General features: G+C 72.0%; 15 protein-coding genes. 4 read left to right on the plus strand and 11 right to left on the minus strand.

Going from position 1 to position 20331, the window contains the following annotated elements; genetic code table 11:
• Positions 1–148: 148 nt before the first annotated feature.
• A complete protein-coding gene (locus OHV05_RS25525) occupies positions 149–1594 on the plus strand; it encodes a hypothetical protein (protein WP_405019718.1) in 1446 nt (481 codons plus the stop codon).
• 224 nt (positions 1595–1818) lie between these two features.
• On the opposite strand, the gene OHV05_RS25530 is transcribed toward OHV05_RS25525, so the two are convergent.
• From OHV05_RS25530 to OHV05_RS25580, 11 genes are all read right to left on the minus strand, one after another.
• Positions 1819–2703 carry a phosphatidylcholine/phosphatidylserine synthase gene (locus OHV05_RS25530; protein WP_057240193.1) on the minus strand — a complete coding sequence of 295 codons (885 nt, stop codon included), beginning with the start codon at positions 2701–2703 and terminating at the stop codon, positions 1819–1821.
• A complete protein-coding gene (locus OHV05_RS25535; RefSeq protein ID WP_221503563.1) occupies positions 2690–3379 on the minus strand; it encodes a phosphatidylserine decarboxylase in 690 nt (229 codons plus the stop codon). The genes OHV05_RS25530 and OHV05_RS25535 overlap by 14 nt, the downstream gene beginning before the upstream one ends.
• Positions 3380–3761: 382 nt before the next feature.
• A complete protein-coding gene (locus OHV05_RS25540; RefSeq protein ID WP_405019719.1) occupies positions 3762–4964 on the minus strand; it encodes an acyl-CoA dehydrogenase family protein in 1203 nt (400 codons plus the stop codon).
• 118 nt (positions 4965–5082) lie between these two features.
• On the minus strand, positions 5083–5580 hold the full coding sequence (locus OHV05_RS25545) for a MaoC family dehydratase (protein WP_405019720.1): 498 nt from the start codon (positions 5578–5580) through the stop codon (positions 5083–5085).
• A gap of 1 nt (position 5581) precedes the next feature.
• On the minus strand, positions 5582–6541 hold the full coding sequence (locus tag OHV05_RS25550) for an HpcH/HpaI aldolase/citrate lyase family protein (protein WP_403036301.1): 960 nt from the start codon (positions 6539–6541) through the stop codon (positions 5582–5584).
• 23 nt (positions 6542–6564) lie between these two features.
• A complete protein-coding gene (locus tag OHV05_RS25555) occupies positions 6565–8589 on the minus strand; it encodes a protein meaA (RefSeq protein ID WP_405019721.1) in 2025 nt (674 codons plus the stop codon).
• Positions 8589–9959 (minus strand): crotonyl-CoA carboxylase/reductase, encoded by a 1371-nt coding sequence (ccrA, locus tag OHV05_RS25560; protein ID WP_405019722.1) that lies wholly within the window; start codon positions 9957–9959, stop codon positions 8589–8591. The genes OHV05_RS25555 and ccrA overlap by 1 nt, the downstream gene beginning before the upstream one ends.
• A gap of 339 nt (positions 9960–10298) precedes the next feature.
• A complete protein-coding gene (locus tag OHV05_RS25565) occupies positions 10299–11201 on the minus strand; it encodes a TetR family transcriptional regulator (RefSeq protein WP_405019723.1) in 903 nt (300 codons plus the stop codon).
• Positions 11202–11392: 191 nt separating this feature from the next.
• Positions 11393–13168 carry a 3-hydroxyacyl-CoA dehydrogenase family protein gene (locus OHV05_RS25570; protein ID WP_405019724.1) on the minus strand — a complete coding sequence of 592 codons (1776 nt, stop codon included), beginning with the start codon at positions 13166–13168 and terminating at the stop codon, positions 11393–11395.
• A gap of 433 nt (positions 13169–13601) precedes the next feature.
• Positions 13602–15098: an MFS transporter gene (locus tag OHV05_RS25575; protein ID WP_405019725.1), complete on the minus strand. Its 1497-nt coding sequence runs from the start codon at positions 15096–15098 to the stop codon at positions 13602–13604.
• Between the two features lie 140 nt (positions 15099–15238).
• Entirely contained in the window at positions 15239–15886 is a 648-nt protein-coding gene (locus tag OHV05_RS25580; RefSeq protein WP_405019726.1) for a TetR/AcrR family transcriptional regulator, read from the minus strand.
• A 304-nt stretch (positions 15887–16190) separates the two neighbouring features.
• Between OHV05_RS25580 and OHV05_RS25585 the strand changes: the two genes are divergently transcribed.
• The 3 genes from OHV05_RS25585 to OHV05_RS25595 all read left to right on the plus strand — a co-directional run bounded on the left by OHV05_RS25585 (position 16191) and on the right by OHV05_RS25595 (position 20204).
• On the plus strand, positions 16191–18755 hold the full coding sequence (locus OHV05_RS25585) for an MXAN_6230/SCO0854 family RING domain-containing protein (protein WP_405019727.1): 2565 nt from the start codon (positions 16191–16193) through the stop codon (positions 18753–18755).
• Positions 18756–18861: 106 nt separating this feature from the next.
• Entirely contained in the window at positions 18862–19362 is a 501-nt protein-coding gene (locus OHV05_RS25590; protein WP_405019728.1) for a SigE family RNA polymerase sigma factor, read from the plus strand.
• A 47-nt stretch (positions 19363–19409) separates the two neighbouring features.
• Entirely contained in the window at positions 19410–20204 is a 795-nt protein-coding gene (locus OHV05_RS25595; RefSeq protein ID WP_405019729.1) for a hypothetical protein, read from the plus strand.
• Positions 20205–20331: the final 127 nt, after the last annotated feature.

Genomic DNA, 20331 nt, shown 5'->3' on the forward strand with positions numbered 1-20331 from the left:
ATGACCGTTGGCGTCTGGTTTGCCCCCGGCCCGGGAAAAGGCGATGTGACAGAAGGCCGTCGCACGGGGAAGACTGCACGGCGTGACGTCTCGGAATTCGCGCGACCGTGATGCCCCGCTCCCGCCGACGATCGGTACCGGGGCGACGGTGACCCGTCTCCCCGGCACGGCCCGCCGCGGTGACACCGCACAGCCGGGCAGCACCCCCAGCACCTCCCCCACCCCCCGCCGCCGCACCCCCGTACCGAAGCCCGGCCGTGGCCGGGCCCCGGTCCCGGAGGGCTTCCCCGCACCCGCCGAGCTGGCCCCGCTGGCCCGCCGGATGCTCGCCGACGCCGTCCGGATCGCCCGCTGGGCCGGTGAGCTGGGCGAGGTCGACAAGCGCGGCGAACTGCTCCCCGAGGACGCCAGGGCAGCCGGCCGGGCGCTCGCCATGACCGTCGGCGCCGCCGCCAACGCCTGGGGCCAGGCCCTGCTGGTCGGCCTGGTCGAGGCCCGGGACGGCGGTGCCACCCCCGGGTGGCGGCTGCACGCCTGGGAGCACGACGACGAGGCCGTGGTCCGTGGCTGGTCGGCGCTCTTCGACGCCTGGACGCTGGTCGCCCCGATGCCGCCCGCCGCGATGCGCGGCGTGTTCGCCGTGCTGGCCGGGCAGGCCGTGGACCAGGCCCCGCAGCTGCTCTCCTTCCTGCACCTGGTGGACGGTCCGGTGGCCGACAGCGAGCTGCTGGAGCTGCTCCGCCGGGGCCTGGACGAGCGCCGGGTGGCCGCCGGTGCCACGCCGCTGTCGCCCGTCCCGCACGCCGCCTCCGCGGTCTCCGCCGTCCGCGGCACCTGCCGCGAGCCGCAGATCGACACCCCGCACTCGCCGTCCGACGTGGCGGCCGTGCTGGACTGGATGCTCGACGGCCTGGCCGCCGTCGGCGCGCTCACCCGGCGGGACGAGGCGGCCGAGCTCTCGCCGCTCGGCCACTGGGCGGTCCGGGCCAAGCTGGAGGAGATCTGCACCGTCGCGCAGACCGCCGCCGGCCACATCGAGCAGAGCGCGCTGGAACTGCTGGACGCCTGCGCCAGCTACTCGCCGGGACCGGCCAGGGCCGAGTACCGGGCCTGGGTCGCAGCCCGGCCGGTGGACCGCGCGGTGGCCGAGCTGCTGGACGCCGCCCGGGGGGACGACGCGCTGCTGCGCGGCCTCGCCTTCGAGGCGCTCCGGGTCGCCGGGGGCACCGCCGAGCAGGCGGTCCGGGCGGCCGTGGACGAGGGCGTCCTGCGCCCCTACGCGCTGCTCTGGCTGGCCGAGCAGTCGGACGAGGTCGGCGTGTTGCCCTCGGACGTGCTGACCGCCGAGGACGCCGCCTGGCTCTGGGTGGACACCGCGGCCGCCGTGCTGGACCACGGGGAGACCGGCCTGCTGGTCGGTCACGTCGAGGGTGCCTCGGCGGGGGAGCCGGTCCGGCTCTTCAACCGGGCCCGGCAGTCCGGCCACCCGCGCGCCGCCTCCGTGCTCACCGCCGTCGCCGGGGTGCACCCCGACCCGGCGGTGGCCAGGGCGGCCCGCCGGTCGGCCTTTAGCGTGCACAAGGGCGGCGCTTAAGCCGTCCCCCCTAGCCTGCGTTCCAGGGGCTCGGGGAAGGGGCGGCGGGTATGTGGAGTGCGGACCGGCCTGCGACCACGTCCGGCCCTCTGAACGGGTGCGCCGTTCCGAGCGGTCGGCGCTGCTGCTCCCCGGGCTCCTGCCGGTGCGCCCTGACGCGCGACCGGACGCCGAAGGGCCCCTCTCCCGAGCGGGAGAGGGGCCCTTCGTGTGCCGTGCCAGCGTCAGCAGCCGCGCGACTCCGCGCGGCGGGCGCGGACGTCGCCGACCTTCTGGCCCACCTTGCGGCGGATCACCAGCAGCGGCGCCATCGCGGCCAGCGTGATCTGGGCGATCGCACCGACGTGCATCAGGGTGTCGCCACCGGGCAGACCGGCCGCCCAGGCCGCCAGGCAGCCGATCGAGACCACGATCCAGCAGAGCGTGGCGGTGGCCAGCAGGCCCTGCGGCTTCGGGTACTCGATCCGACTGACCATCAGGTACGCGACCCCGAAGATCATCAGCAGACCCGGCACGAACGGCGGGTCCAGCAGGACGATCGCGATCACCGTCATGGCACCCATCGGGCAGGGCATGCCCTGGAAGATCCCCGGCTGCATCTTGACCGCCGAGAACCGGGCCAGCCGGAGCACCACCGCCAACAGCACGGTGAGCGCGATCAGCGCCGAGAAGCGCTGGTCCTGGCCCGGGCTGACGATGCCCCAGACCGCCACGAAGTAGGCCGGGGCGATGCCGAAGCTGATCAGGTCGGCCAGGTTGTCGAGCTCCGCACCCAGCGCCGAGGAGCGCAGCTTGCGGGCCACCAGGCCGTCGAACAGGTCGCACATCGAACCGATCAGCAGCAGCGTCACCGCGGTGGCGGCACTGTGCTTGTCGGGGCCGGCGGCGGACGCGCCGGTGATGTGCGGCATCAGGACCCCGGTGGTGATCGAGTAGATCGCCAGGAAGCCGCAGACGGCGTTCCCCAGGGTCAGGAAGTCGGCGGTGGACAGGTGCTGCGGCGAGCGCGGCGCGCGGAGCTCGCGGTCGCGCGCCCAACGGCGGCGGCGCAGGTCCGTCTCCTCGTCCTCGTTGAGGCCGACTAGCGTCTCAGGATCAGTCACGGTCAAGGCGCGTCACCCCGGCAGTGGTCTTCTGGCCGACCTCGACGCCGACCTCGACGCCGGCCGGCAGGTAGGTGTCGACGCGGGAACCGAAACGGATCAGACCGATCCGGTCGCCCTGCTCGACCTTGGTACCGGCGTCGACGTACGGCACGATGCGACGGGCCACGGCCCCCGCGATCTGCACCATCTCGATGTCGCCGAGCTCGGTGTCGAAGTGCCAGACGACCCGCTCGTTCTGGTCGCTGTCCTTGTTGAACGCCGGGACGAAGCCACCGGCGACGTGCTCGACGGACGTCACGGTGCCGGGCAGCGGCGCGCGGTTGACGTGCACGTTGAGCGGGCTCATGAAGATCGCCACGCGGGTGCGGCCGTCCGGCCAGGCGTCGATCGACTGGACGACACCGTCGGCGGGCGAGATGACCCTGCCGGTCCCGATCTCACGCTCGGGGTCGCGGAAGAACCACAACATGCCCGCGCTGAGCGCACAGGCCGGTACCGCCGCCACGGCCCACTTGCCGCTCCGCCGGGTGAGGGCGGTGGTGAGGGCGGCGGTGGCCAGCGTGGGGACGAACCAGGGGGTGGCTCCGCGCGCGATGGTGACGCGAGGGCGCCGACCGTTCGCCGGGGCGAGGGCATCGCCGACCGGAGCGGAGGAGTGAGGGGACGGGCTGATGGGCATCGAATACCTTAGTCGCGGGCCCCGACTGGCAGAGCTCGGCACCTGGACGGGGGCCACCGCGGGGATCGAGTGATAAAGGGACGGCGTGCTGTCCCGGTGGATGCTATCGGGACCAGGCGGTAGGTGGGCAAGCCGCCTGCTGCTTGAGGTGTCCTGTGCGGTGCCGATCCGTGCCTGCTATGTGTACGACCGTAGCTCGGCCGGCACCGGTTCCCCAAGGGCTCCGACGTGCCGCGTGACCCATGTCTCAGTACGTGGGCGGTCGGTGAGGGGGTGCCGGGAGGCGCGCGGATGCAGCCGTAGGGCGCATACCGGCTGGTACACGCCCTACGGCCGGCCGGGATCCGACCCGCACGTCGGGGCCCGGCCTCCCGGGGTGGTCTCAGTCCGCCAGGCGGTACTCCTCCAGGAGCCGGCGCCCGACGATCATCTTCTGGATCTCCGCCGTGCCTTCACCGATCAGCAGCATCGGGGCCTCCCGGTACAGCCGCTCGATCTCGTACTCCTTGGAGAAGCCGTAGCCGCCGTGGATCCGGAACGAGTCCTCGACGACCTCCTTGCAGTACTCGGAGGCCAGGTACTTGGCCATGCCGGCCTCCAGGTCGTTCCGCTGGCCGCTGTCCTTCTTGCGGGCGGCCATCACCATCATCTGGTGCGCGGCCTCGACCTTGGTGGCCATCTCGGCCAGCTTGAACTGGATCGCCTGGTGCTCGCAGATCTTCTTGCCGAAGGTGGAGCGCTGCTGGGCGTACGAGATGCCCAGCTCGAAGGCGCGACGGGCCACCCCGCAGCCGCGGGCGGCCACGTTGACCCGGCCGACCTCGACGCCGTCCATCATCTGGTAGAAGCCCTTGCCGGGGACGCCGCCGAGCACCCGGTCGGCTGGGATCCGGACGTCCTGGAGCACCAACTCGGTGGTGTCGACGCCCTTGTAGCCCATCTTCTCGATCTTGCCGGGCACGGTCAGGCCCGGGACGGCCGGGTTCGGTCCGAAGCCCGGCGTCTTCTCGATCAGGAAGGTGGTCATGTTCTTGTACGGGCTGGAGCCGCCCTCGTCGGTCTTGCAGAGCACCGCGACCAGGGTGGAGGTGCCGCCGTTGGTCAGCCACATCTTCTGCCCGTTCAGGACGTACTCGTCGCCGTCCCGGACACCCTTGGTGGAGATCGCGGCGACGTCGGAGCCGAGGCCCGGCTCGGACATCGAGAACGCGCCCCGGATCTCACCGGCGGCCATCCGGGGCAGGAAGTACTCCTTCTGCTCCTGGGTGCCGTGCGCGTTGATCATGTGGGCCACGATGAAGTGGGTGTTGACGATGCCGGAGACCGACATCCAGCCACGGGCGATCTCCTCGACCACCAGCGCGTAGGTGAGCAGCGACTCGCCGAGCCCGCCGAACTCCTCGGGGATGGTGAGGCCGAAGAGGCCGAGCTGCTTCATCCCCTCCACGATCGCGGTCGGGTACTCGTCCTTGTGCTCCAGCTCGGTCGCGACCGGAATGATCTCCTTGTCGACAAAGTCCCGCACGGTGGCGAGGATGTCCCGCTGGATCTCGGTGAGGCCGTCGGTCTGTGCGAGGCGTCCCATCGTGCGGCTCCGAATGTCTATGAGGGTGGGGGTGAGTGGCGGGGGCTCCACAGGCGTGACTCCATGGAGCCCCCTTGACCGGAGAGGAGCCGATGACGGCGGCTCCTCGGCCGGAGCTCTAGGAGAGGGGCTCGGGGCGGCCGGGCTGGTCGCCGCCGCGCTCCTTGAGGTACTGCTCGGTCGGCACCATCACCTTGCGGCGGAAGATGCAGACGACCGTGCCGTCCTGCTTGTAGCCCTTGGTCTCGACGTGGACGATGCCGCGGTCGGGCTTCGAGGTCATGTTCTTGTCGAGCACCACGGTCTCGCCGTAGAGGGTGTCGCCGTGGAAGGTCGGCGCGATGTGCCGCAGCGACTCGATCTCCAGGTTGGCGAGCGCCTTGCCGGAGACGTCCTCGACGCTCATGCCGAGCAGCAGCGAGTAGATGTAGTTGCCGACCACGACGTTCTGGCCCTGCACGGTGGTGGTCGCGTAGTTGGCGTCCATGTGGAGCGGGTGGTGGTTCATGGTGAGCAGGCAGAACAGGTGGTCGTCGTACTCGGTGACGGTCTTCCCGGGCCAGTGCTTGTAGACCGCGCCGACCTCGAACTCCTCGTAGGTGCGTCCGAACTGCATGTCAGCTCCCCGGGATCTCGAACTTGGTGGTGCGCTCCAGGCCGGCCGCCCGGCCCTTGCCCGCGATGACCAGGGCCATCTTGCGGCTGGCCTCGTCGATCATCTCGTCGCCGAGCATCGCCGAGCCCTTGGCGCCGCCCGCCTCGGAGGTGCACCAGTCGTACGCGTCGAGGATCAGCTCGGCGTGGTCGTAGTCCTCCTGCGAGGGCGAGAAGATCTCGTTCGCCGCACCGACCTGGTCGGGGTGCAGGACCCACTTGCCGTCGAAGCCGAGCGCGGCGGCCCGGCCGGCCACCTCGCGGTAGCCGTCGGGGTTGCGGATCTGCAGGTAGGGGCCGTCGATCGCCTGCAGGTCGTGCATCCGGGCGGCCATCAGGATCCGCATCAGGATGTAGTGGTAGGCGTCGGCCGGGTAGCCGGGCGGCTGCTGGCCGACCACCAGGGTCTTCATGTTGATCGAGGCCATGAAGTCGGCCGGGCCGAAGATGATGGTCTCCAGCCGGGGCGAGGCGGCGGCGATCTCGTCGACGTTCACCAGGCCCTTGGCGTTCTCGATCTGCGCCTCGATGCCGATCTTGCCGACCTCGAAGCCCATGGTCTTCTCGATCTGGGTGAGCAGCAGGTCGAGGGCCTTGACCTGGGTCGCGTCCTGAACCTTCGGCAGCATGATGCAGTCGAGGTTCGGGCCGGCGCCCTCGACCACGGTGACCACGTCGCGGTACGTCCAGTGGGTGGTCCAGTCGTTGACCCGGACGACCTTGGTCTTGTTGCCCCAGTCGCCGTTGTTGAGGGCGTCCACGATGTTGTGCCGGGCGCTCTCCTTGACCAGCGGGGCGCAGGCGTCCTCCAGGTCGAGGAAGACCTGGTCGGCGGGGAGGCCCTGGGCCTTCTCCAGGAAGCGCGGGTTGCTGCCCGGGACGGCCAGACAGGAGCGGCGGGGGCGCAGGCGGTTGACAGTCATGAGGGTGGGTCGGTCCTTCCGGGTCAGCTGGTCGCGGCGGTGGAGGTCGCGGCCCAGGGCTGAAGCCTGTTGGCGAGCCGGATCTCGTCGACGATCCGGCCGATGATGGTGGTGATGCCGAAGTCCTTCGGAGTGAACACGGCGGCGACGCCGGCGGCCTTGAGGGCCTCGCCGTCCGCTGCGGGGATGATGCCACCGACGATCACGGGCACATCCTCCACCCCGGCCCGGCGGAGCCGGTGCAGGACGTCCGGAACCAGCTCGGGGTGGGCGCCGGACAGGATCGACAGGCCGACGCAGTGCACGTCCTCGGCGACGGCGGCGGAGACGATCTGTTCGGGCGTCAGACGGATGCCCTGGTAGACCACCTCGAAGCCGGCGTCGCGGGCCCGGACGGCGATCTGCTCGGCGCCGTTCGAGTGCCCGTCCAGGCCGGGCTTGCCGACCAGCAGGCGGAGCTTGCCGGTGCCCAGCTCGGCCGCGGTGGCCGCGACCGCCTCCCGGACGGCCGCCAGCTCGCCGCCCGGCTCGGCCGCGACCGCGACCGGGGCGCCGCCCACGCCGGTGGGGGCGCGGTACTCGCCGAAGACGTCCCGCAGGGCGAACGACCACTCGCCCGTGGTGACCCCTGCCCGGGCGCAGGCGAGGGTGGCGGGCATCAGGTTGTCGGTGGTCGCGGCGGTGGCCTTGAGGGCCGCCAGGGCGGCCTGGGCGGCCGGCTCGTCCCGTGCGGCGCGCCACTGCTGGAGCGCCGTCAGGACGGACTGCTCGGAGGCCGGGTCGACCACCATGATGGCGGTGTCCAGATCCGCGGTGAGCGGGCTCTCCTCGGTGGTGTCGAAGCAGTTCACCCCGACGATCTTGTCCTCGCCGGACTCGATCCGGGCCCGCCGGGCGGCGTGCGAGGCCACCAGGTTGGACTTCAGGTAGCCGGACTCGACGGCTGGGATCACCCCGCCCATCTCCAGCACCTTGGCGATCTCGGCCTCGGCGCCGGCCAGCAGCTCGGCGGTCTTGGTCTCGATCACCTCGGAGCCGTTGAAGATGTCGCCGTACTCCAGCAGGTCGGACTCGTAGGCCAGCACCTGCTGGATCCGCAGCGACCACTGCTGGTCCCACGGCCGGGGCAGGCCGAGGGCCTCGTTCCACGCGGGGAGCTGGACGGCGCGGGCCCGGGCGTCCTTGGAGAGCGTGACGGCGAGCATCTCCAGCACGATCCGCTGGACGTTGTTCTCCGGCTGGGCCTCGGTCAGGCCGAGCGAGTTGACCTGGACGCCGTAGCGGAACCGGCGCTGCTTGGGGTCCTCGATGCCGTACCGCTCCAGCGTGACCTTCTCCCAGAGCCGGGCGAAGGCGCGCATCTTGCACATCTCCTCGACGAAGCGGACGCCCGCGTTCACGAAGAAGCTGATCCGGGCCACCACCTCGCCCATCCGCTCGGCCGGGACCTGCCCGGAGTCGCGGACCGCGTCCAGCACCGAGATCGCCGTGCACATCGCGTACGCGATCTCCTGGACCGGAGTGGCCCCGGCCTCCTGGAGGTGGTAGCTGCAGATGTTGATCGGATTCCACTTCGGGAGGTGCCCGACCGTGTAGGCGATCATGTCGGTGATCAGGCGCACCGAGGGCCCGGGCGGGAAGACGTGCGTCCCGCGCGAGAGGTACTCCTTGACGATGTCGTTCTGGGTGGTGCCGGTGAGCTTGGCGACCTCGGCGCCCTGCTCCTCGGCGACCACCTGGTAGAGCGCCAGCAGCCACATCGCGGTGGCGTTGATGGTCATCGAGGTGTTGGTGCGCTCGACCGGGATACCGTCGAACAGCGTCCGCATGTCGCCGACGTGGCCGACCGGCACCCCGACCCGGCCGACCTCGCCGCGGGCCAGGATGTGGTCCGAGTCGTAGCCGGTCTGGGTGGGCAGGTCGAAGGCGACCGAGAGGCCGGTCTGACCCTTCGCCAGGTTCTTCCGGTAGAGCGCGTTGGAGTCACTCGCGGTCGAGTGGCCCGCGTACGTCCGCATCAGCCACGGACGGTCCCGGTCGGCGGCCATCAGATGTTCCGGCCGTGCTGGTCGGTCCGCTCGGAGACCTCGCGGAACAGATTGATGGCCGGCAGGTGCTTCTCCCGGAGCTCCTGGTCGCGGACGCCCAGGCCCTCCTGCGGGGCCAGGCAGAGCACGCCGACCTTGCCCTGGTGCTTGTTCTGGTGGACGTCGAGGGCGGCCTGCCCGGTCTGCTCCAGGGTGTAGACCTTGGAGACGGTCGGGTGGATCTTGCCCTTGGCGACCAGGCGGTTGGCCTCCCACGCCTCGCGGTAGTTGGCGAAGTGCGAGCCGACGATCTTCTTCAGCGACATCCACAGGTAGCGGTTGTCGTACTGGTGCATGAAGCCCGAGGTGGAGGCACAGGTGACGATGGTGCCGCCCTTGCGGGTGACGTAGACCGAGGCGCCGAAGGTCTCCCGGCCGGGGTGCTCGAAGACGATGTCCACGTCCTCACCACCCGTCAGCTCGCGGATCCGGCCGCCCAGGCGCTTCCACTCGCGTGGGTCCTGGGTGTTCTCGTCCTTCCAGAACTTGTACCCCTCGGCGCTCCGGTCGATGATCGCCTCGGCGCCCATGGCGCGGCAGATCTCGGCCTTGGCGTCGTTGGAGACCACGCAGATCGGGGTGGCGCCGCCGGCCAGCGCGTACTGGGTGGCGTACGAGCCGAGGCCGCCGCTGGCGCCCCAGATCAGCACGTTGTCGCCCTGCTTCATGCCCGCGCCGTTCCGCGAGACGAGCTGGCGGTAGGCGGTGGAGTTGACCAGGCCGGGGGAGGCGGCCTCCTCCCAGGTGAGGTGCTTCGGCTTGGGCATCAGCTGGTTGGTCTTCACCAGGGCGATCTGGGCCAGGCCGCCGAAGTTGGTCTCGAAGCCCCAGATCCGCTGCTCCGGGTCCATCATCGTGTCGTTGTGGCCGTCCGAGGACTCCAGCTCGACCGAGAGGCAGTGCGCGACCACCTCGTCGCCCGGCTTCCAGGCGTTGACGCCGGCGCCGGTGCGCAGCACCACGCCCGCCAGGTCGGAGCCGAGCACGTGGTACGGCAGGTCGTGACGCTTGGTCAGCGGCGAGAGGCGGCCGTACCGCTCCAGGAAGCCGAAGGTGGAGACCGGCTCGTAGATCGAGCTCCACACCGTGTTGTAGTTCACCGCGCTGGCCATCACCGCGACCAGGGCCTCGCCCGGGCCGAGCTCGGGCAGGGCGACGTCGTCGAGGTGCAGGGACTGGCGCGGGTCCTTGTCGCGGCTGTCCAGGCCGGCGAACATCTGCTCCTCGTCCTTGTGGAGCGTCACCGCCCGGTAGGACTCCGGCAGCTTGAGCCCGGCGAAGTCCGCCGGGGTGCTGTCGGTGCTGAGGATCGCGTCGAGGATTTCCTTCATGGCTGCCTCCGAAGGCGTACCTGTGTGAGGGCGCACAGGGCGTCTGGGGGAGCCGGGAGCGGACACCGGCTTCGCTGGTTCGGTCTGGGGACGGGAAGTCTGGGTGGCTGCGACGGGTGGTGTTGTCGCATCCGGACACGGCGCGCCGAGGTGGGGAGCCGCGGCGCCGCGACTGGTGAGGAACAAAGTAGTGGCACCCTGTGCCACTAGTAAAGACACCGGGTGCCATCAATTCGAGTGAATCCGACGGCCGTTCGACGCAGCCCCTTGCGGCACACCGAAGGCCCGCCCCGGCGAACCGGAACGGGCCCTCTGAAACTGCTCTGACCTGCGTAAACCTCAGCCGACCGAACCGCTGAGCGCGGCCCTGATCCGGTCCACCACCTGCTCCAGCGGGGCGTCCGTCCGGGTCACTGTGATGAGAACCTCACCCCCGGGGCTGGCACTGAGTGCGCTCACCGCGGCGGCCTCCAGTGAGGACCCGGGTGTCACATTGGCACCGGGTGCCACTACCGTCCCGCGCCGTCGGCCCCCGTTCGGGGCGGTGGCCCAGAACGTCCCGCGGATCACGTCGAACGAGTGGTCCAGCTGTGCCTCCACGTCGCCCATGCCGCCGGCCCGCAGCCAGCGCCGCAGCACGTGGTTGTGCGCCGCGACCACCGCCGCCGCCGAGACCTCGGCCAGCATCGAGTCGTCGTCCCCGCCGCGCTGCCAGCCCGGCGGGATCTCCTCGGCCGCGTCGAACCGGCCCAGCAGGTAGCGGGTGAACAGCCGCTCGTACCGGGAGACCACCGCGATCTCCCGCTCGCGCAGCGCCGCGACCTGACGGATCAGCTGGTACCTGGCCACCGAGACGCCCGGGGTGGAGGCGTACATCCGGAGCACCTCCTTGATCCCGCGGCACACCACGTCGAGCGGGTGCTCCTCGGAGTCGGAGCTGGCCAGCAGGTCGGCCACCCGGACCAGGGTGTCGTCGTGGTCCGGGAAGATCGCCTCCTCCTTGGACCTGAAGTACCGGAAGAAGGTGCGCCGGGCCACCCCGGCGGCGGCCGCGATCTGGTCGACCGTGGTCTCCTCGTACCCCTGGGTGGCGAACAGCTCCATCGCGGCCGAGGCGAGATCCTGCCGCATCTGCTGTCGCTGGGCGGCCGCCCGGCGGTTCCCGGCCCCGGCCTCGGTGGCCGGCCGGACGCCCTCCGGACGCACCGGGGCTGACTGTTCGGATGACTGTTCCCGGTCCATGGCCGGAACGCTACACGTACCGGGTGGCGGGCCAACGGCCTTTGTCCGGCGCAGTGGCGGCACCGGGGCGGCCACCACCGGACGGGGCCAGCGCCCGGTCACCGAGCCCGGGCCCCAGGCGGGCCTGACCGCCCGCCCGCCGGTCGGGTGCGGACCGCCCGGCAGCCCGCCCGGGACCGGCGCCTGGCCGGTCACCGGCGGGCGTGGTCGCGGAATCCGCGACCGGTCTTGCGGCCCAGGCAGCCGGCCGCGACGAGGTGCTCCAACAGCGGTGCGGCGGCCAGCCCGGGCTCGCGGAACTCCTGGTGCAGCACCTTCTCGATGGTCAGCGAGACGTCCAGGCCGACCACGTCCAGCAGCTCGAACGGACCCATCGGGTAGCCGCAGCCGAGCTTCATCGCGGTGTCGATGTCGTCCACCGTGGCGTAGTGCTCCTGGAGCATCCGGACCGCGTCGTTCAGGTACGGGAAGAGCAGCGCGTTCACGATGAAGCCGGCCCGGTCGCCGCACTCCACGGCGTGCTTCTTCACCGTGCCGCAGAGCGCCAGCACGGTGCTGGTGACGTCCGGCGCGGTCAGCACGGTGGAGACCACCTCGACCAGCTTCATCGCCGGGGCCGGGTTGAAGAAGTGCATGCCGATCACGTCCTGCGGCCGCGAGGTGGCGGTCGCGCAGCTGATCACCGGCAGGCTGGAGGTGGTGGTGGCGAGCACCGCGCCGGGCTTGCAGATCTTGTCCAGGGCGGCGAACAGCTCGCGCTTGACCGCCAGGTCCTCGGCCACCGCCTCGACCACCAGGTCGGCCTCGGCGAGATCGGCGTACCGGCCGCTCGGGGTGACCAGGGCCAGCGCAGCGTCGCGCTGCTCGGCGGTCAGCCGGCCCTTGGCCACCGAGCGGTCCAGCGAACGGGCCAGCTGGGCCTTGGCGTTGTCCGCCTTCTCCTGGCTGCGGGCGGTCAGGATCACCGGGTAGCCGGCCTTGGCGAACACCTCGACGATGCCGGTGGCCATCGTGCCGGAGCCGCAGACGCCGACGCCGCGCACCTCGCGCCCGGCCACCGGAGCCGCCGCCGAGCTGCCCGGCTCGGCGACCACCCGGGACGACCCGGGCGCCTGGTAGGTGTAGAAGCCGCGGCCGGTCTTCCGGCCCAGCAGCCCGGCCGCGACCAGCTGGCCGAGGATCGGGGCGGGGGCGTGCAGCCGGTCCTTGGACTGCTCGTACATCGCCTCCAGCACCGTCCGCGCGGTGTCCACGCCGATCAGGTCGAGCAGCGCCAGCGGGCCCATCGGCAGGCCGCAGCCGAGCCGCATCGCGGCGTCGATGTCCTCCCGGGTGGCGTACTTGGACTCGAACATCGCGGCGGCCTGGTTGAGGTAGGCGAACAGCAGCCCGTTCACCACGAACCCGGCCCGGTCGCCGGCCGCGACCGGCTCCTTGCCCAGTTCGCGGGCGAAGTCGGCGGCCTGCTCGGCGACCTGAGGGATGGTCAGCACGGTGCGCACCACCTCGACCAGCTTCATGGTGTGCACGGGGTTGAAGAAGTGCAGGCCGAGCACCCGCTCCGGGCGGGCGGTGGCGGCGGCGATCCGGGTCACCGAGAGAGCGGTGGTACCGGTGGCCAGCACCGTGTCGGGCGGGCAGATCCGGTCCAGCTCGGCGAAGATCTCCCGCTTCAGCTCCAGCTGCTCGGGGACCTCCTCGATCACCAGGTCGGCGGTGGCGGCGGCGTCCAGCCGGTCGCCGACCGAGATCAGCGCCAGCAGCGCGGTGCGCTCCTGCGCGGTCAGCCGGTCGCGGCGGACCGCCTCGGCGGTGCTCTCCTCGATCCGGGCCAGCGAGCGGGCCGCGCTGTCGGGGTTGGCCTCGATGCCGATCACCCGGCGTCCGCTGTGCGCGACGGCGACGGCGATGCCGGCGCCCATGGTGCCGAGTCCGACGACCGCGACGGTGGGGAAGGGACGCTCCATTGTCCTGACTCCTTGTCATGGGACCCCGCGCCGCCCGTCCGTGCCGGGCGCACCCGCTCGTCGTCGAGCGGCGGCCGTCAGGGCAGGGAGGAGGGTACGGCGGAGCGGGGAGAAGGTGATGACGGTTGCGGCGTCACGCGGCAGGCCGGTCCGCTCCGGCCGTGCCGCGGCTGTGCCGTGGTACTCAGGCGAACTGAGAGATGTCGCTGTGCATCGCGCTGAAGTCCCGTACCGCGTCCGGAAGGCGTGCGATCGCACGTCGGACGGCGGCCCCGCCAGTGCGGCTCCCGAAGCCCGGCGGTGGTGCGTGCGGTCACTGTAGCGAAGTTACTCCGAGGTAGGAAGGGGCCCGGCGGGGCGCTTTCGAGTGCGGTGAACGGCCGACGGCCCCCGCTCCTGGTGGGAGCGGGGGCCGTCGGGCGGTACGGGTGGATCAGTGCACGAGCACCGGGACGGCCTCGTCCGCACCGTCGGCCGAGGCCTGGTGGGCGTCCGGACGGCCGGTGTTGATCAGGACCCCGGCGATCGCCCCGGCCAGCACCATGATGCCGAACGAGCACCAGATGGCGATCTGGAAGCCGTGCACCATGGCGTCCAGCTGGAGCACCTTCGGGTTGGTGGCGCCGGCCGCGTGCGAGGTGAAGTACGAGGTGGTGGCGCTGGCCGCGATGGTGTTCAGCAGCGCGGTGCCGATGGCGCCGCCGACCTGCTGGGAGGTGTTCACCATGGCCGAGGCGACGCCCGCGTCCCGCGGCTCGACGCCGTAGGTGGCCAGGCTCATGGCCGGCATGAACGCGGTGCCCATGCCGAGGCCCATCAGGACCAGACCCGGCAGGATCACCGTCGGGTAGGAGGTGTCGGTGCCGATCTGGGTGAGGATCAGCAGACCCAGCGAGGCGGTCACGAAACCGGGGGCCATCAGCTTGCGCGGGGCCACCCGGGTCATCAGCCGGGCACCGATCTGGGTGGAGCCGATGATCATGCCCGCCACCATCGGCAGGAACGCGACGCCGGTGAGCACCGGGCTGTAGTCCAGGACGACCTGGAGGTAGTAGGTCAGGAAGAGGAACAGCCCGAACATCCCGATGATCGCGACACCGAGCGAGAGGTACACGCCACCCCGGTTGCGCTCCAGCAGCACGCGCAGCGGCAGCAGCGGGGCCTTCACCTTGGACTCGACCAGGACGAACAGTGCGAGCAGCAGGGCGGAGGCGACGAACAGGCCGATGGTCAGGCCCGCACCCCAGCCGTCCGACTCGGCCCGGGTGAAGCCGTAGACCAGGGCGACCAGACCGGTGGTGACCAGCAGCACCCCGGGGATGTCCAGCTTGCTGCGGTTGCGGCCCTCGGCGGGCTCGCGGATCACCAGGATGGCGCCGGTCGCGGCGACCACCGCGAACGGGATGTTGACGAAGAAGGTCCAGCGCCAGTTCAGGTACTCGGTGAGCAGACCGCCGAGGATCAGACCGATGGCGCCACCGCCACCGGCGATCGCACCGTAGATGCCGAACGCCTTGGCCCGCTCCTGGCCGGTGGTGAACATCACCGCGAGCAGCGAGAGGGCGGCCGGGGCGAGCAGCGCGCCGAACACGCCCTGCAGGGCGCGGGCGCCGAGCAGCATGCCGGTGTTGACGGCGGCGCCGCCCAGCGCGGAGGCCAGCGCGAAGCCGATCAGGCCGACGATGAAGGTGCGGCGACGGCCCCAGAGGTCGGCGATCCGGCCGCCGAACAGGAGCAGGCTGCCGAAGGCGAGCGCGTAGGCCGTGATGACCCACTGGCGGTTGCCGTCGGTGATGCCGAGGTCCGCCTGGGCGGAGGGCAGGGCGATGTTCACGATGGTGGCGTCGAGGACGACCATCAGCTGCGCCAGGCCGATGAAGGCGAGCGCCTTCCAGCGACGTGGATCGGGCGGTGCGACGGTTCCGGACATGGAGGTACCCACTTAGGTGCGAGGTTCTGAACGAGCTGGAGTGCTGACGCGCCGGATGTTCGGGGCGGCGCGGAAGTCGATGGGGTGTCAGACGTGCGGTCGGGGCTGGTGCGGGGCCGGGCGCGGCACTGGGCGCGGCGTCAGTCGGATCGGCGGAGGTCCTCCATGGTCACGGCGTGACCGGGCAGCTCGGAGCGGGCCGGGGCCCGCATCCCGTCGAGCAGGATCTGGAGGTGCCGGTGGACGAAGCCGTCCACCGAGATGCAGTCGCTGCCGGGCAGCGGCCGGGTGAGCTGGGCCACGGTGGCGAGGTAGTCGCCGGCGCCGATGTCGGCGCGGAGCAGCCCGGCCTGCTGGGCCCGGGTGATCAGCTCGACCACGGAGGCCTGCAGCTGCCCGCCCGCCTGCTCGAGCTCGGGGTCGTCGGGGTCGCCGTGCTGGGAGATCATCGGGCAGAGCGCGCTGATCCGCTCGTCGGCGGCCGCGTGGGTGAAGCGGGCGACCGCCGCGAACGCGTCCGGCTCCTCGGCCATCGCGGCCCGCGCGTGACCGACCATCTGGTGCATCACCGAGAGGGTGACGTGGTGGATCAGCTCGCGCCGGTCGGCGAAGTTGCGGTAGACCGTCGCGTTGCCGACACCGGCCCGGCGGGCGATCTCGTCGAGCGGGACGTCGGGCCCCTGCTCGACGAACGCCTCGCGGGCGGCCTCGATGATCCGCGCCCGATTGCGCGAGGCGTCGGCCCGCAGGCGTGGCGCGGTCGCCTTCTCGGCGGCGGTGACAGTCATGGTCCAACTCCCCTCGGGCCCCCGTACCGGGGACTGGTTCCCCGGATAACTCGAACATAGCGTCAAACGGGGAGACTGTCCCCGGATATTTCGGCCGATGATGTGACCCGCGTCACATCTGAAAACCAGTGGGTTGACAGAGCCGCGCCCGGTTAGGGTGAGCGCCGCGGGGGCGGCTCCGCGGCGTGCTTCCTTCTCACTCACTGCAAATGAATCCGAGTGCGCCCATTCTCCGCCCCCGCACTGACATCTCCGCCCGGGGCACCACCCCGTGAGGCGTCCCGAGGGGGAAGAAGCCACCGCGATGAGCCGCGATCTCGACACACTCCTGCTGCACCGCCAGGGCCTGGTCGTCGTCCCGACCCGCCCCGGCGGCGAACCGGACCGGCGCAGCCGGGACGGGCTGACCGTGCTGGAGTCCGACCTCGCGCTCCGCGGCTACCGGCTCACCGCCCCGCTGTACGCCGCGCTGGCCCGGCAGAGCCCGGTCGCGCTCCGGCAGACCGGTACCGAGCTGCTCCGCCGGATCGACCTGCTGCTCGGCAACGAGCGCCGCCACCGGCCGCTGTTCCACGGTTTCCCGGACCAGGTGCCGGCCGACGCGCACCTGCTGTACTCGGCCCGGGTCCTCGCCTTCCTGCGCAACCAGCCGCACCTGGGGTGCAGTTGGTGCGAGGACGGGCCGGTCGTCGAGCTGTTCGGCCCGTGCGGACACCTGCTCTGCCAGGACTGCCAGGACGTCGCCGACCCGCTCGCGGGCTGCCCGCTCTGCGGCACGGTGCCGACCGGCGAGGACCCGCCGCCGCCCAGCCGGGAGATCCCGGCCGACGCGGTGCTGCGGCCGCTCCGGCTCGCGGTCGAACCGGCCGCCGCCACCCAGGTCGAGCTCGGTCGCCTGCTCGCCCGGCAGACCCCGCTCGCCCCGCAGGACCGCGAGGACCTCGCCGTCCTGCTCGACAGCGCGCCCGCCGATCCCGGACGTTGGCTGCCCGCGACGATCCCGGTCCGGGAGACCAAGGCCACCGTGCTGGCCGAACTCCTGCACCGCGACCTGCCCGGCACGCTGCCCGCGCTGGGTGCCCGGCTCGACACCGCCACCGACGTGCTGCGGCTGCTCTGGGCCTGGAGCGGCGCCGAACCCGACCTGCTGGCCGACAAGCCGCCCCGGCTGCTCGCCGTCCCGCGCCCGCTCCGGCGGGCCCTGCTCGCCGCCCTGGACGCCCTGCCGCCGGCCGGAGCAGCCGAGGACATGCTGCGTCACCGGGCCGCCTGGCAGCGCGCGGGCGAGGTGCTGCACCCGTACGAGCACCACCGCCGGTACCCGAACGCGGCCGCCGCCTTCGCGGTGGTCCGGGGCACCGACCTGCTCCAGCACCCGCTCGGCGACCGCCTGTTGGCCGCCCCGCTGCCCGTCGCCGGTACCGCCGGCGGGCGGAACCGACTGACCGTCACCACCTTCGCCGCCCGGGTCGAGGCCGCCCTCGCGACCGGCGACGTGCCCGGCGCCGTCGCGCTGCTCGCCCACCGCCCGGGCGAGCTGGCCCGGCGACTGCACCACCTGCTCCGCACCCACCACCGCTGGGCGCCCGACGCGCCCTGCCCGCCCGCGCTGCTCGCCGTCCTGCCGGAGGCCCTGCGCCGGGTCGCGCCCGGCCCGCTGCTCGGCGCGTACGGACGGCTGCGCGCGCCCCGGCCCGACAACGAGCGCCGGCTGTACTTCCCGCGCGGCCACACCGCGCACACCCATGCCCGTACCGACTGGGGCAGCGCGCTGCCCGCCCGGATCGGTGCGCCCGTCTGCGAGCTGATCGAGGCCGAGCTGCTGCGCCGGGCCGCCGCCCGGCCCCGGTACGATCTCGCCCTGCTGGACGAGGAGTTGACCGGTCTGACGGTGCCGTCGGCGGAGCGGGCCAGTGCCCGTTCGCTGGTCGCGGTGCCGCGCGGCAGCGTGCTCCCGCTGCCGGACGGCGCCCGGCTGCGGCTCTTCCTGTACTGGCTCCAGCCCAAGGGCGTCCGGGTCGACCTCGACCTCTCGGTGGCGTTCTACGACAAGGACTGGGCGCTCACCGGCCTGTGCGACTACACCAAGCTGGTGCACGGTGCCCGGACGGCGGTGCACTCCGGCGACTTCACCTCGGCGCCGAACGGCGCGACCGAGTTCGTCGACCTCGACCTGGCCGGGCTGGCCGCCGCCGGGGCCCGGTACGCCGTGGTCGTGGTGTTCAGCTACAACGACATCCCGTTCGACGAACTCCCGGACGCCTACACCGGTTTCATGACCCTGGGGGAGCTCGGCCGGTCCGCCGGCCCGCTCGACCCGAAGGCCGTCACCCAGCGGCTCGACCTGGCCGGCGCCGCCCGGGTGGCCCTCCCGATGATCGTCGACCTGGCCGGACGCCACTGGACCTGGACCGATCTCAACCTGGGCGGCACCGGCGGCCTGCACGACGTCCGCCGCCACTCCGGCCGGCTCGGCGTGCTCGCCTCCGACGTCCTGCACCACTTCACCCCGGGCGCCCGGGCCACCCTCGGTGACCTGGCCCTGGCCGCCGCGGCGGCCGGCACCGACCAGGTCCTGATCCGTTCGGGCGGTACGGTCGCCACCTACCACCGCGCCCCGGACGAGCCGGTCGGGGCCTTCGCCGCCCGCATCCGCGACCGCCGGCAGCCGGACCGCACCGCCCCGTTCGACCCGGGCGTGCTCACCGGCCGGCACGCCTTCCTGGCCCTCCTGAACGGCGACCTCCCCGCCACCCCCACCCTGACCGGCACCCTCTACCGGCTCTACCCGGGCGGGCTCGACGCCACCCCGGGCCTCGACCGGCTGACGGCCGGCGACCTGGTCGCCCGCTTCGCCCCGGAGGCGTAGCCAGGCGCCCCGCCTACCCTCCCGGAATGTCTTCGTCCGGGTGTGTAACGTCCGTGCGGTCTCGTGGCGTGGGTACGACGACGGCTGAGACTGAGAGGACCATCTGGTGGGGGAAGCACCCGCGGGCTATTTGGAGTTCGCACACGCCCACAGCGGGCAGCTGTTCCGCACGGCGTGCCTGCTGACCGGCGACTGGCACCTGGCGGAGGACCTGGTCCAGGAGACGCTGGCGAAGATGTACCGGTCCTGGCGGCGGATCGACCGTTCCGAGGCGCCCGTGGGGTACGCGCACACGGTGCTGACCCGGACCTTCATCTCCCAGCGGCGGCTGCGCCGCTCCGGGGAGACGCCCACCGGGACGCTGCCCGAGACGGTCGGTCACGTGGAGGACCCGGCGCTGCGGATGGCACTGCTGGAGGCGATGGCCCGGCTGTCGGCGAAGGACCGCACCGTGCTGGTGCTGCGCTACTGGGAGGACCGCTCGGTCGAGGAGACCGCCCAGCTGACCGGGATGAGCGTCGGTTCGGTGCGGGTGCGCAGTCTCCGGGCCCGGGAGCGGCTGCGGCAGGTCCTCGGCCACGACTTCGCCGAGCTGAGCCGAGCGTGACCACGTCGCGCCGCCGCCTGCCGCACCCCGACCGAACGGAGAGCACCGTGCCCCACGACCCGCAGTCCGACCACGAGCTGCACGACGCGCTCGGCCTCGCTGTGCGCGGATTCTCCCCGCACAGCCCCGACCTGGTCCAGCGCGCCGCCGGCCGGGGCAGGCACCTGCGCCGGGTCCGGCAGGCCCAACTGGCGTTCGCTGCAGTGCTGTTGACCGGAACGGCCGGTCTGGGGCTGAGCCAGTTCGGCCCGCAGACCGGGCCGGCGCCGGCCCCGCCGGCCACGTCCCCCACCGTCTCTCCCTCCCCGGCGCCGCGCTCGCATCTCTCGCCCGCCCCCTCCTACCAGCCCACGGCTGCCGCTCGGAAGGGGCCGGTCAGCCGGCAGCTCCTGGCACTGCTGCCCGCCCGCCTCACCGCGACCAGCACCGTCGGCACCAGCCAAGGCGAGTTCACCGACGGACGAGTGGCCGAACCGGCGACCGGGTCGAGGCCGCAGGAGGGCATGAGCAGGAGCGCGAACGGAGTCGTGCGGCTGTTCGGTGACGAGCAGGAAGGGTCACACGTGCAGATCAGCATCGCCGACCTCGCGTCCCCGGAGCTCAGGACCAAGGAGTGCAAGAGCGACCAGGACGAGTGCGCGACGCTCGCCGACGGCACCCTGGTCTTCACCCAGCAGGCGACGGATCCGGGCCAGGCCCGATGGTCCGTCACCACGCTGCGCCCCGACGGCCGTTGGGTGACGGTGGTCCAGTACGACTACTCGGACCGTTCCCGGGCGGAGCGGACTCTCACCCTGGACGAGCTGACCGCCATCGCGGCGAGCCCGCACTGGAGCAGGTGAGCGCCCGCCGGGGTGTGGGGCTTCGGCGTGGCATTCACTTCCCATTCATTGCAACGACGGCATCTCGCTGACGTTGCGTTAGATTCGAATCCATTGCAACAAAACTATGGCCTCTGCCTGCATTGAT

Origin of the sequence: Kitasatospora sp. NBC_00070 (genome assembly GCF_045041205.1) — a bacterium.
Taxonomy (GTDB): domain Bacteria; phylum Actinomycetota; class Actinomycetes; order Streptomycetales; family Streptomycetaceae; genus Kitasatospora.